The following is a 13289-nucleotide window of genomic DNA, read 5'->3' on the forward strand; positions in this document are numbered from 1 at the left end:
TTAATGTACTGATTGCTTAATCATCTATAACATCACGCCGGGCTGCGCCCCTCAACCTGCCTAGGGAGATCGATGGAGCGAGCGACCGCCCAAGCCTCAGCCCAGCTAGGCTACCGGAACCCGGGCTAGTTCAGCGCCATCGGCACCTTCGCTGGCATCCCTACCCACAGCTTGAGTAGGCTGGTCAAATTCTGCTAGCAGCGCCAGCAGCTCGCGTTCAAAAGCCACCTGAGCCCGGTTGGTTCTGCCGCCCACGTAGACGGTGCCATCCTGCTCTAAAGCCCACACCTGGGAGTGAGAGACATAGCTCATCATGACCCCCAGCATGAGCAGGCCAAAGCCGCCATACACCATCGGAATACCGGGATCGGCCTTAATTTGGAGGCCAGTGCTACCCACCACATCCACCAGGGTCAACCTGACCCCGTTTACCTCTGCCGCCATACCCCTGCGAACGGTAGACATTAGCTGCCCCGCGTTGTCATAGATCAGCACCGACCCTTGTAGATCGCTGGCCAGCAGGGTAACGCCCTCGCTCATGTCGGGCTTGGTGGGTAGCCAGGTGCCCCAAAACCTAGGGCCGTCGTTTTCTAGCGGCTGCATGGGCAGCCGCAGCACGGGACTGTTGTTGAGCTTAACCTGCACCGCCGCAATGCCCCAGTCGGCCTGGTAGAGCGTCACGCCCCGGTGGCGCAGGGGCTCATTGACGTGAATTGTCTTGCGATCAACTTCGCTGCCGGCCCGGTCTAGAACCGATAGATCAGAGTAAAACTGGTCAATCTTGCCCTCGGGCGTGTAGTCGATCCAAAAGCGGTTGACCCGCACCGACCAGTCTTTAGGAATTTGGGGCTCAGCCCAGGGACCGGCATCAAAAATATTGCGAATTTGAAACGTCTCGCCGCTGGGCACCAGCTCTTGGGCAAAAAAACCAGTCATCGCCCCCCAGATCGCCCCCAGCAAAATCAGGATCATGCTGGCGTGCACCACAATCGGGCCAATGCGGCCCACAATGCCCTTGCGTGCGTAGAGCTGAGCGCCGTCTTGAAACACTCGATAGCGCCGTTTAACCAGCTGACTGGTCAGCGTGGTTAGGTCGGCCTCGCTCAGTTCGGCGCTGAGGACCAGCTTTTGAAACTGACGCGGCTGACTGTAGTACTTCCAGTTTTGGGCCGCGCCCAGGGCCGGAAACTGGCGGGTAAAGGTGCAGGCAATCAGGCTGGCCCCAAACACAATCAGCAGCGCCAGAAACCACCAGGTGCGGTAGACATGGTCTAGACCGCTGATCAAAATTACCTTCCAGCTCAAAAAGCCAAACAGAGCCGGGTCGGTAGGATAGTTGGCCTGGTAAAACTCCAGGGTTTGGCCCTGCTCGATGACGGTACCGCTGACGCTGAAGGCCGCGATCGCCAGCAGCAGAACGATCGCCAGCCGCAGATCGGCCAGCAGCGGCAGCAGGTCTTGCCGAAAATAGGCGCGTACTCCGTTCCACAGGGAGCCGCCGGGAGTATCAGATGGAGCCATAGTACCTTCAGTATCTCTCAAGGGTCAGCACAAACACACTGGTCATCCCTGTACTCATCCTTACAAATCTAGATGCTTAGACTAAGGACGCTGGCAGCAGCCTCGACAGCAGCGAAAAGACTCCAAACCCCAGCAGCAGCGCCCCGCTAGCGGGCGTAACCCAGCTCGACCACTGGCGCAGATCGAGCAGCCGCTTAAGACTGGCGGTAAAGGTGCCCGCCAGCACCAGGGGAGTTACGTAGCCCACAGCGTAGGCCAGCAGCAGTGCACTGCCCAAAACAGGATCCTGCGTCGTCGAGATCCAGGCCAGCAGAGTGGCCAGCACCGGGGTACTGCACGGCGACGCCACAATGCCAAAGGTCAGGCCCAGAGCATAGGCTCGCAGCCAGGCGGGTAAATTCCAGCGTTCGAAGGTGGGGCCTGCCCCGGCGGGTAAGGCCAGAGGAACAATTCCCAAAAGATTGAGCCCCATCACAATGGCTACCAGGCTAACTGCGATCGGCAGACCCCAGGCCACCTGACCGTAGACGTAGCCAAAAAGCCCGGCAATTAGCCCCAGCACCGCCAGGGTGGTGGCCAGGCCCAGGGCAAAGGAGAGCGATCGCCCTACGGCATCACGGCGGCGATCGCTCTCGTAGCCCCCCATGTAGCCAACCATGATGGGCAGCATTGACAGCAGGCAGGGCGACAGACTGGTCAGCAAGCCCGCCAGCCCCACCACCGAAAGACTGACCCAAGATACATGGGTCAACTGGTCATTGACGAGCTGATTGGCCCACTGGGCAATGTCATATAAGTAAAGCTGAAGGCTCTGGAGCATTGCCAACGTAGTAAGGTGCAGAGGCACCCCCTATTGTAACAATCGCGCAACCGACTCTCAGTTTTCAGCCTCGTTTTAAGAGAAAAGATTGCCGCCATTGAAGACGCGAAGAGAAAATCGTTCCCGAGCACTGACGTTTGACCTTCGCCGCAGCGGCAATGGCGCTTCCAAATTAATTTCCCGTGCGGCCCGCACCAGCAACGCCGCCGTCACCAAGCTAGCCACCATCGAGCTACCGCCGTAGCTCAGCAGGGGAAAGGGCAGCCCTGTCGTAGGCAGTACCCCCGTCGCCACGCCCATATTTAGCAGCGATTGTCCGACCAGTACCACCATGGCTCCCACTGCCACCAAGCGATGCAGAGGCTGTTTTAGCCGCAGCGCCACCAGCAAAGCGACAGACGCATAAATCCCCAATAGCGTCAGCAGCACTAGACAGCCTACAAAACCAAACTCTTCAGCAAAGACCGCAAAAATAAAATCGGTGTACTGAATGGGCAATGAATACAGCTTTTGCTGAGACAGCCCAAAACCCTGCCCCCAAAAACCACCCGAACCGATCGCCAGCAGGCTCTGCACCAGCTGGTACCCTTGATCGCCAGGATCAGCCCACGGGTTTAGAAATGAAACTATGCGCTGGCGCTGGTAAGACTTCAAACTAATGCTTACCCCCGCTGTCAGCAGTCCACCGCCAGCGGTCAGCAGCAGGTAGCTGTAGGGAATGCCCGCTGCCAAGGCGATTAGCCAGAGGGTAAGACCACAAATGGCCGCCGTACTCAGGTTAGGCTGAAGCAAAATTAGCCCCAAAATGGCCGTAAAAACGCCTAGCCACGTGAGGCGAGTTGGCCAGGTGAGCTGCGGCCAACGGCCAAACAACCGCGCCCCCTGCAAAACCAGGCACGGCTTAATCAGTTCCGAAGGCTGAATCATAAATGGTCCCAGCGGTAACCATCGCGTTGCCCCATTCACCGTTACGCCAAGAGAAGGGATTAAGGTCAGCGCTACCAGACCCACCAGACCCAGCAGCACAATGCCTGACCCCTGGAGCAGGCGGTCTAAAGAGGTGTGGACAATTCGGTTAAAAATGACTAACCCAATAGCTACCCAAAGCAGCTGCACCAGCACGTAGTGCAGCCCGTACCCATGCTCTACCACCGCTACCGCATAGGAGGCCGAAAACAGCACCAGCAAGCCGCCTCCCAGCCAGATAAAGGTTAACCACCGCAGCCAACGCGCTTCAGCCGACCACTGACTTACCGTAGGGTCAATCCATGGAACCAAGTGAGCAATGTTCACTACCTTACCCCGCGTGCCCAAGGGCCAACTCTTTCAAGGGCCAAGTATAGCGGAGGGGACTATTTTTGCGATTTCTGATCAGGCTAAAGATCATAAAAATATTCCCCTTAAAAAACAACGGCAGGGCTAGCCCTTTGGCTGACCCTGCACGTATTGCAGCATTAAAAACAATGCAGTAAGAATTTTTATCGGATGCCCTTATGGCCCTAGCGAGGGAACCGTTGGGGATTAGGCCGTTAGAGCAAGCCAGTATTGGCCCCTTGTCGCCCCGTAGCCAGTTCAACCTTAACGATTTTGCCGCCCATCTTTTGAATCCGCTGCTGCTCTTTAAACCAGTTGTCGTAAGGCACCAGCTTAGTGAAAAAAGTATTCTGCAGTTCCCGCTGGGTACGGATCCTGGTTTGGCTAGGAACACAAGCGGTGATCTTAAACATGCGCATGGCCGAAAACTCTCCTGCTATCTCACGGGACAGATATAAATCCAAGCCCCAGTCCAAGAGCGGAGCTCTGCCAGCAGCAAAACCAACAGATCCTGAGCTGGACTGGTTAGGAACACTGAAAAGCCAGAGTCGAAAGCCAATGCTATGGACAGCAGGAAGACAGTACAGCACAACCTAGTGTCCTCAACACTCGCCCCTGACTCTGGCCTAAGTTCGCTTTAGCTGGTGGCTAAAGCGCAATGGATGAGCTTGGACTAGCTCAAGCCAGAGCAGATGTAGTCGAAGTAAACGCCCATTTCCTTACCAGCGTCAGCGCCCACCAGGCTGGAGGTCACTTCTTTCATGGCTTGGATCGAGTTGACGGTAGCGCCGATGGGTACACCCAGGGAATTGTAGGTTTCCTTGAGGCCGTTCAGCACGCGCTCATCCAGGATGGAGGGGTCTCCGGCCAGCATGGCGTAGGTGGCGTAGCGCAGGTAGTAGTCGAGGTCGCGAATGCAGGCTGCATAGCGACGGGTGGTGTACATGTTGCCACCGGGACGGGTGATATCGGAATACAGCAGGGACTTAGCCACGGCTTCCTTCACGATTTCAGCAGCGTTAGCGCTGATGGTGCTGGCGGCACGAACCCGCAGTTCACCAGTTTGGAAGTAGGCTTTGAGCTTATCGAGAGCAGACCCATCCAGGTACTTGCCCTGCACATCGGAGGAGTTGATAACAGAAGTAATTGCGTCTTGCATTGGTGAAGCTTCCTTAGAACTGACGTAATCTCAACAACGAATCGACGGAGTAGCGCAGCTGCGACTACTGCATAGCGCCGACAACATAGTCGAAGTAGGACGCGGCTTCAGCGGCATCGTCGCTGGACAGCAGGCCGGTTGCAACCGCTTTCATGGAGCGGACAGCCTCAGCCACAGCGGGGATGGGGGTGCCCAGGGAGTTGTACATTTCACGCACGCCCACCAGACCGATTTCTTCGATGGGGGTGACATCGCCAGCGACCACACCATAGGTGATAAGGCGCAGGTAGTAATCCATGTCACGCAGGCAGGTGGCGGTCATTTCTTCACCGTAGGCGTTGCCACCGGGAGAAACAACATCGGGGCGCTTTTGGAACAGCTGGTTGCCCGCTTCCTTAACGATGCGCTCGCGAGATTCGGTCAGCACCTGAGCAATCCGCAGACGGCGCTCGCCAGAGGTAACAAAGCCCTTGATGCGATCCAGTTCACCGGGGCTGAGGTAGCGAGCCTCAGCATCGGCATTCACGATTGACTTCGTGACAATACTCATTGATGGATTCCTCCGAAAAATATGACCAGATAGTATGAAACTGGCATTTAAGGGTGCAGGGCCAGAGCTAACTCTATTAAAGAACCTCAGTTCTGGCGGCCTTCCCGATTAATTGTCCGGTATCGTGTCAGCCTTCTTCAAAGCAGCGAAATATTTTGTAACAGTTCTCCTCAGGTTCGCCAAGGGTCGACAGCAGCGCCATCTTAGAGGCTTAGGAAAACGCCTAAACCCTCAAAAAAGGTATAAGTCGGACACAATTCAGGGTCCGACTTTAGTATTTCGCAACAATGTGAGATGAATTGACGATTAAAGCCATGTCTTAGCTAAAAACCAGATTGGTTTCAGCCATTAATCAATGCCATTGAAACAGCTGTAAGGGAATGGATTAAACCACTCCCTTACAGCCATCGCCTAGGCCCGGCGGTAGGGAACGCCCTGTTCGCCAAAGTAACGCAGGTACTCGGCGGAGTTAAGCATGGCTTCGGCAACAGCCATTGCTCCCTGTTGGGCTGCGATCGCCTCATATTCACCATTCTCTAGGCTGCGGCCCAGCAGCTGACGGCCCATGATAGCCACTAGCTTGGGGGCCGGGTAAGCGGCCACGAACCGCGACTGGTAAGCCGGAGACTTCACCAGATGGCAAATGAACTGGCGCAGGGTGATGCGATCGCCCTGCAACGCTGCCTCCATCTCGCTCAGCCGCCACTCGTCCGGAATGTCTCCTATGGGCAGAACCATCACCTGACGATAGACCGCCGTGAGCACCTGCTCGAGCTGCTCACGGCTAGCCCCCGGCTGGTGACGATAGAACCGCGTCGTCGGTCCGGCGATGGGCACCTCGGCTTCAACCGAAGCCCGCCCCACCGTCGCGGCCAGCTCAGCGGAGCTAGCCTCCTGAGACGCTACTGCACCGGCCATCAGTGGCATATCGGCGACATCCATGCCGGTCTTGGCGCTGGTAAAGCTAGGCACGATCAGATCGCGATTTTGCTTCGTCAGACGGTTGTAGAGCTTTTCAGTATTGGGGAAGTTGGCCGCTGGCAGGGTGGGATAGCGCCGGTAGGGCACGGTATCTTCACCAAAGTTTTCGGCATATTCAGGGGTGTTGAGCATAGCTCGAATAAACCCTCGAATGCCCTCGCTGGCCAACACCTGGTTGTACTTGCGAATCTCGGCCTGATCCTGCGGAGCACGGCCCAGGAAGTGCTTGGTGCCAAACTCAATCACCTGAGTGTTGGGGTAGGGTGCGTAGAACTCTTTGATATAAAGCGTTGAGCAACCTAGACCCTCAATAAACTCTTTCAGGTTAATTTCGCCATTGCCCAGCTTGCTCTCCAGCGCCGTGAACTCGCTCTTGACAATGTAAGGGGCGATATCGCGCTCAAAGATCTGCCGGTAGGCGGCGGCGGTAACCAGCTTGAGGTTGGGCTTGTCGGCCAGAGAGGTGAGCTTAAACACCTTGGTCTGCTGGCGCTGACGGTTAACCCCCTGGGCCAAACGACGCTGAACATCAGGAATGGCCCGATCTTCGCTGACGGCACCCAGTTCCACAAAGCGGGGAACGCTGGTATCAACGGCAGGAACCATGCCTTTCTCAGCCAGGCTGCCAGCCCGCATGCTGCGCAGAGCAAGGCCTTTGGGCGTCAGGTAGCGCTCGTAGGGAACGGTGTCTTCCCCAAAGGCTTCGTTGTACTCCTGGCTGTCGATGATCGAATCGACCAGGGCGTAGAACCCTTTCTTGGCGCAGATGTCGAAGTAGGCGTTGGTTTCATTGCGACCGTAGGTAGGCCGTCCTAGCAGGCGACGGTGAATGTATTCCACCGCCTTCATCACGTACAGCGACGACCAGTAGGTCTTGCGGAAGGCTTCGGACTTGGCGATCGCCCGAATGAACTCCTTCATCGAGATTTCGCCGTTCTCCAGCTTAATCTCTGCCACCTTAGAGCGCTGACCCGAGTACACCTCACGACCAAACACCTGGCGATAGGCGGCGCTAATCACCGCCTGAGTCGAGCTTTCGGAGTAGCGAACGCTGTTCTTGGTGTTGCCCGTCCTGGGAATTTGATCCAGCTTGAATACCTTGGCCCCCAGCGAACCTGGGTTCTCGGGCCGGGCTGCGGGATTGCTCAACTGGTTGTTGATGCCGGGGCCGCGGTGAATCAAGATCCGGCGAGTGTCCTTGTTAAAGAACGCTGGCGTAGCGCTGACATCGCGAGTTTCTTTGGGAAAGATGGCCCCAAACTGAATCTCCAGCGGATCGTTGCCCGAGCCGTAGGGGTGCTGATCGGGCAGAGGCTGCTCGTAGGCCGCAAAGAGGGTAATAAACTGCGGCTTCTTGCGGAAAGGAGCGCTGTAGTTAAACAGCTCAAACTGCGGCCCCCAGTTGCGGCACTCCTGGGCTTCTTGGCCCAGACCGCGCAGGTAGGGCACCGTCTCTTCGCCAAAGTAGTCGGCGTACTCTTTTGAATCGACCAGGGCGTCGATTAGAGCGGCTAACCCCCCGCTAGACACAATAGAGAAGTAGTCGCGCACTTCTTCACGGGAGCTGGGAGCACGACCTAGAATATGGCGGAAGGCCAGCTCCAGGGCGCGGCTGTTGATGTAGGGGTCGTAGAAGTTCTTGCGATAGAGCGGCGACTTGGCCAGGCGGCGCACAAACTCCTTCATGGAGATTTCGCCGTTCTTCACCTTCGACTCTAGATCAGAAACCGAAAGGGAATAGGCTCGAGTAATGTCGCGCTCAAAAACCTGACGATAGGCGGCTTTCACCACATCATTTTTCTCAACCGCCGACAGCCCTGGCTTCATGGCGTACTTGGGCCGACGCTCAGCAGCGTTGTAGTAGATCTGAGGCAGCTCCAGCCCCTGCAGATCGCTGGAGGGCCGCTGACGCAGCTTGTTTGACGGGGTGGGCGCTTTAAATTCGCTCAGCAGCACATCGAAATACTGGTCAACAATGCCCTGGGCCTCGGAGTCGCCATTCAGATAGCGTAGAGCCCCGGCCTTCATCGTTTGAATGGCCACAATGGTCGCCGCTGAGGAACAGGCACCCTCAATAATTTCCCGCAGACCGCGCACGTTAACCGAAATAATGTTGGGGTCGCCCGCCACAATAGCGTAGGTTACGTAGCGCAGGAACCAGCTCATGTCGCGCAGCGACTTGGTCATGTTGCTGGGGCCGTAGCGAGACACGCTAATCGGGCGGAACCCAGGCGGAACCGGCCCTGAGGGTGTAGAGCTGAACAGGTTTTGAAACAGACCGCCGCCGCTCTCAATGAAAGTTGAGGTGCCCAACCGGGAAGCCTCTGATTCATTCAAAACGGTGCCAGCCCGAGTTTTTTCGACCGGCGACTCGCTGTCAACCCGTTCCAAATAGGCCAGGGGAGACCCACCGGTAAAGATGCGGTTGGCCGCCTGGGAGACAATCAACTCGGAGTAACGGGTCAAGATTTCAGCAATCTGCACCCGCTTGAGGCCGGAATTAAAAAAGCCTGATAGCTCATTTAGCTCACCTCGGCCCATGTAGCGATCTTGCTGCTCGGCCTGGGAAATCGTGGCCACCGGCAGAGTTTGGTAGAGCTGGGGCCGCGCCGGTGCACTTCCACCACTTGCTTTAACACTCATGCGTTTTCAAAGGCTCCCTATGCGGACAATGACGGCATCAATTAAAGAATCTATCAATCGGTTTAGAGGTAGAGGGCGCAGAATCCTGCACTGGTCAGGGGCATCGATCAGGAAGGCTCCCTGAGCAAGGGCAAAATCACTGAACCCGCTTGAAGGTAAAGCGTTGTTAACCTCACCTGCCGGGTACCCAAGCCGGGCACCGAATGCGGTATCTATGGATGGCGGGCTGTTCGCTGACCTGGAATCAGATTAAACCGTTTCAGGACAGCAACACAGATTATTAAAAACTGTGTAACATCCGACCTGGCAAATGCCTTTGGTCATCATAGATGATGGTCACTACCCCCCTGAGAGGGCGGATAAGTTTTGTAACGTTTCGTGATAAAGCTGAGAGTCCTAACGTGTGGAAGCTGCTTTTGAAAAGGGTTTGCCCTGCTGGCCGACTGTAAACTCAGGGTTGAGGCGGGCTCATTCTGAGGAGTGCTGGCTTGAAAGTTCACCGACTCGGCTGTGGCGACATTATCAATGACCTGACCGCCTCAATTGTTATGTAACGTGAACCAACAAATTAGCTATGGACGACTCGACAACAACCCAGGTGGTTAGCGATGCGGTAGCTCGCCTCTACAACACCTATCCTTTTCCACCTGAGCCGATTCTCGACGAGGCCCCGCCAGGGTACAACTGGCGCTGGTACTGGCCTACGGTACACAGCTTTTGCACGGGGGCAGCTCCTGCCTCAGCCGCAGTGCGGGTGCTGGATGCGGGCTGTGGTACTGGGGTCAGTACCGAGTACATCAGTCACCTCAACCCAGAGGCTGAGGTGCTGGGCATTGATTTAAGCGAGCGGGCGATCGCTACCGCCACCCAGCGCTGCCAGTCCTCTGGGGCTACCAACGTTCAGTTTCGCCAGCTCAGCATCTACGACGTTGACCAAATTGAGGGCGAATTCGACTGGATCAACTGCGTCGGCGTTATCCACCACATGCCCGATCCGCTCAAAGGGCTACGGGCGCTGGCAACTAAGCTGGCCCCTGGCGGATTCATTCATTTATTTGTTTACGCTGCCATCGGCCGCTGGGAAATCTCGCTGATGCAGCGCGCGATCGCCCTGGTTCAGGGCAGCCACCGGGGCGATTACCGCGACGGGGTACAGGTGGGTCGGCAGATTTTCGCTAGCCTGCCTGAGGGCAACCGACTCAAGCAGCGAGAGCGCGATCGCTGGGCGATGGAAAACCATCGCGACGAGTGCTTTGCCGATATGTATGTCCACCCGCAGGAAGTCGATTACACCCTCGATAGCTTGTTTGAGCTGATCGAGGCCTCGGGGCTGGAGTTTGTGGGCTTCTCAAACCCTCAAGTCTGGCAGCTCGATCGCCTGCTGGCCTCAGACCCGGCCCTGCTGGCGCGCGCCCAACGCCTAACTGAAAAAGACCAGTACCGTCTGATCGAACTACTCGACCCAGAGATCACCCACTTTGAGTGGTTCCTGGCTCGCCCCCCCTACCCTCGCACTAGCTGGCAGAACGACGCCGACCTGCTGGCGGCCATTCCCATCCGCAATCCCTGTATGGAGGGCTGGCCCAGCCAAAGTATTTTCGATCACAACTATCAAATCATTTCGCTAGATGAAAAGGAGTTTGAGTTTTTGCAGGCCTGCGATGGTCAAAACGGCCTTCACAAGCAGCCCTCTGCAACGGTCTCAGACCTGCTGAGCCAGAGCGGGCTAAGTCTTGAAGACGTGCGCCAGCTGCACCAGCGCCAGCTGATCTTGTTGCATCTGCCACAGCACAATCCATAAAGTTAGGTCGAAGATAGCGGATTTACTTTTGGGAAGCGTCTATTAAGTATTATTGCCGTGATATGATCTCCCATGGCCTGCATGCGCAGGTCAAACCCTTTAACGGCTAAGGATTAGGCGCTTTTGTGGCCCCATTGCCCTCCGAACACACCGACCCCATTGCTCTAGCTGAGACAGACCTAGACCTGGGTCAACCCGACGGTCAAGATCTTCCTCCGGCTTCAGCAGATGCTATGGCAGAGTACTATCAGCTACAGCAAAATTTGTTGCTGACCACCCTGTCATTTAGCGGCGTGATCTTTGCCTCCGTCTGGTTAGCCTACTCGCTACCAATTGCTCTGAATTATTTAATAGGAGCGTGCGGTGGTGTGGTTTACTTGAGGATGTTGGCAAAAAGCGTGGCCAACATCGGGCGCGGCAGCGCCAGGCTAGGCAGTGGCCGATTAGCCCTTGTGGTCGGGCTGGTGCTGGTGGCTACTCAGTGGCAGCAGCTTCAGGTCGTACCCGTTTTTCTGGGTTTTTTGACCTATAAGGGGGCGTTAATTGCTTACACCCTCTGGACTGCGGTGCTGCCAAAATCATCGTCGGAGTCATTCCAGGAACCTGGTTCGACCTAGATCGGTGGTTCCCCAGCATAGCATGCTTTTTCCTGGTAGGTCTTAAGGAGAAGTTGATTTAAGAGATGGCGCTCAATATGTTAATGATTCATCCCTTAGTCCTGGCAGAGCTAGAGGTTGGCCAGCATTTGTACTGGCAGGTTGGTGGCCTTAAGCTCCATGGTCAAGTCTTTTTGACCTCGTGGTTTGTAATTGGCGTGCTGCTGCTGGTGTCATTTTTGGCCACCCGCAACATTCAGCGCATCCCGTCCGGTCTACAGAACTTCATGGAGTACGCCCTGGAGTTCATCCGCGACCTGGCCAAAAACCAGATTGGCGAAAAGGAATACCGGCCCTGGGTTCCCTTCGTCGGCACATTGTTTCTATTTATCTTTGTGTCCAACTGGTCTGGAGCGCTAATTCCCTGGAAGCTCATCCATCTGCCAGCGGGTGAGCTAGCTGCTCCCACTAACGACATCAACACCACTGTGGCTCTGGCCCTGTTGACGTCGTTGGCCTATTTTTACGCTGGTTTCAGCAAGCGCGGTTTGGGGTACTTTGCCAAGTACATCGAACCAACGCCAATTTTGCTGCCCATCAACATTTTGGAAGATTTCACCAAGCCCCTCTCCCTAAGTTTCCGTCTGTTTGGAAACATCCTGGCCGATGAACTGGTGGTCGCTGTGCTGGTTTTGCTGGTACCTCTCTTCGTACCGCTGCCGGTTATGGTCTTGGGTTTGTTTACCAGTGCCATTCAGGCGCTGATCTTTGCAACCCTGGCTGCGGCCTACATCGGCGAGGCCATCGAGGGGCATGGTGGTGAAGAGCATGGATGACCCCGAAGTAATTTCCGCTTGGGGGCATTCAGTTTGGTATTGGCTGGTAGGGCAGGTGCTGCCAGCCGACGTGGTCTTAGGGCCGCACCCACAAGAAACGCCTATCGAGCGTTGTCTACGACCTGACTTAATGAGTTGTTGATTGTCCAAATCGAGGTAAGACATGGATCCTATTATTGCAGGCGCTTCCGTAATCGCAGCTGCTCTGGCCGTTGGCCTGGCAGCGATCGGCCCTGGTATTGGTCAAGGTAATGCAGCTGGTCAAGCGGTAGAGGGTATTGCCCGTCAGCCCGAAGCTGAAGGTAAGATTCGCGGCACCCTACTGCTGAGCCTGGCTTTCATGGAAGCACTCACCATCTACGGTCTGGTAGTAGCCCTGGTGCTGCTGTTTGCCAACCCCTTCGCATAGATAGTCATCGACGGGCTAGGGAGAGGTGCTGTACCTTTCCCTGCCTTCGACACTGGCGATTTCCCTGTGGAATTTCACTCTGTAGTGCTGGCCCTGGGCCGGGTTAAAGGGCATACCCACAATGATGAACTTTGTTTGGTTACTGGCGGTTGAGGCCGCTGAAACAGTTGAAGAAGGCGGTGGTCTATTTGACCTCGACGCCACTCTGCCGCTGATGGCAGTTCAGTTTGTGCTGCTGGCAGTGGCGCTCAACGCGCTGTTCTACAAGCCTCTGGGTAAAGTTTTAGACGAGCGTGACGGTTACATTAGTTCCAACCAGGTTGATGCGGCAGAGCGCTTGGCCAAGGCTGAGCAGATTGCCAAGCAGTATCAACAAGAGCTGGCTGAAACCCGTCGCCAGGCCCAAACGGTAATTGCCGAGGCCCAGGAAGAAGCGCAAAAAATCGCGTCTCAAACCATTGCTGCTGCTCAGCAGGAAGCTCAGGCCCAGCGGGAGCAGGTGCAGCGCGAGCTAGACGAGCAAAAGAGTCAGGCAATGGCCACCCTAGAGCAGCAGGTGGATGGCCTGAGTCAGCAAATTTTAGACAAGCTGCTGGGTTCTTTAGCGGCCTAGGCTATTGGTAATGCCGGGATGGCTAGGCTCTTCCGGAGTTGCCCGC

12 protein-coding genes are annotated in these 13289 nt (G+C 56.0%); 5 read left to right on the forward strand and 7 right to left on the reverse strand.

The window, feature by feature from the left end:
• Positions 1-105 precede the first annotated feature (105 nt).
• From ACQ4N7_RS19850 to ACQ4N7_RS19880, 7 genes are all read right to left on the reverse strand, one after another.
• Complete coding sequence (locus ACQ4N7_RS19850; protein ID WP_430713227.1) at positions 106-1521, reverse strand: cytochrome c biogenesis protein; 1416 nt, start codon at positions 1519-1521, stop codon at positions 106-108.
• 76 nt (positions 1522-1597) lie between these two features.
• Complete coding sequence (locus ACQ4N7_RS19855; RefSeq protein WP_430713228.1) at positions 1598-2341, reverse strand: cytochrome c biogenesis protein CcdA; 744 nt, start codon at positions 2339-2341, stop codon at positions 1598-1600.
• A 75-nt stretch (positions 2342-2416) separates the two neighbouring features.
• Complete coding sequence (locus ACQ4N7_RS19860; protein ID WP_430713229.1) at positions 2417-3634, reverse strand: FtsW/RodA/SpoVE family cell cycle protein; 1218 nt, start codon at positions 3632-3634, stop codon at positions 2417-2419.
• A gap of 236 nt (positions 3635-3870) precedes the next feature.
• The gene (locus ACQ4N7_RS19865) at positions 3871-4074 is read right to left on the reverse strand and encodes a phycobilisome linker polypeptide (RefSeq protein ID WP_017299912.1); all 204 of its coding nucleotides are present in this window, start codon (positions 4072-4074) and stop codon (positions 3871-3873) included.
• A 254-nt stretch (positions 4075-4328) separates the two neighbouring features.
• A complete protein-coding gene (gene apcB / locus ACQ4N7_RS19870) occupies positions 4329-4814 on the reverse strand; it encodes an allophycocyanin subunit beta (protein ID WP_106866397.1) in 486 nt (161 codons plus the stop codon).
• A 64-nt stretch (positions 4815-4878) separates the two neighbouring features.
• Positions 4879-5364, reverse strand: a complete 486-nt coding sequence (gene apcA, locus ACQ4N7_RS19875; protein ID WP_035986290.1) for an allophycocyanin subunit alpha — start codon at positions 5362-5364, stop codon at positions 4879-4881.
• Between the two features lie 411 nt (positions 5365-5775).
• A complete protein-coding gene (locus tag ACQ4N7_RS19880) occupies positions 5776-8988 on the reverse strand; it encodes a phycobilisome rod-core linker polypeptide (protein WP_430713230.1) in 3213 nt (1070 codons plus the stop codon).
• Positions 8989-9562: 574 nt separating this feature from the next.
• Between ACQ4N7_RS19880 and ACQ4N7_RS19885 the strand changes: the two genes are divergently transcribed.
• The 5 genes from ACQ4N7_RS19885 to ACQ4N7_RS19905 all read left to right on the forward strand — a co-directional run bounded on the left by ACQ4N7_RS19885 (position 9563) and on the right by ACQ4N7_RS19905 (position 13243).
• The gene (locus tag ACQ4N7_RS19885; RefSeq protein ID WP_430713231.1) at positions 9563-10789 is read left to right on the forward strand and encodes a class I SAM-dependent methyltransferase; all 1227 of its coding nucleotides are present in this window, start codon (positions 9563-9565) and stop codon (positions 10787-10789) included.
• A 125-nt stretch (positions 10790-10914) separates the two neighbouring features.
• Positions 10915-11406 carry an ATP synthase subunit I gene (locus tag ACQ4N7_RS19890; protein WP_430713232.1) on the forward strand — a complete coding sequence of 164 codons (492 nt, stop codon included), beginning with the start codon at positions 10915-10917 and terminating at the stop codon, positions 11404-11406.
• 65 nt (positions 11407-11471) lie between these two features.
• Entirely contained in the window at positions 11472-12221 is a 750-nt protein-coding gene (gene atpB, locus ACQ4N7_RS19895) for a F0F1 ATP synthase subunit A (protein ID WP_430713233.1), read from the forward strand.
• Positions 12222-12384: 163 nt separating this feature from the next.
• On the forward strand, positions 12385-12630 hold the full coding sequence (gene atpE, locus ACQ4N7_RS19900) for an ATP synthase F0 subunit C (protein WP_017299905.1): 246 nt from the start codon (positions 12385-12387) through the stop codon (positions 12628-12630).
• Positions 12631-12751: 121 nt separating this feature from the next.
• Positions 12752-13243: a F0F1 ATP synthase subunit B' gene (locus tag ACQ4N7_RS19905; RefSeq protein ID WP_430713234.1), complete on the forward strand. Its 492-nt coding sequence runs from the start codon at positions 12752-12754 to the stop codon at positions 13241-13243.
• Positions 13244-13289 lie beyond the last annotated feature (46 nt).

The organism is Nodosilinea sp. AN01ver1, assembly GCF_050565655.1.
Taxonomy (GTDB): domain Bacteria; phylum Cyanobacteriota; class Cyanobacteriia; order Phormidesmidales; family Phormidesmidaceae; genus Nodosilinea.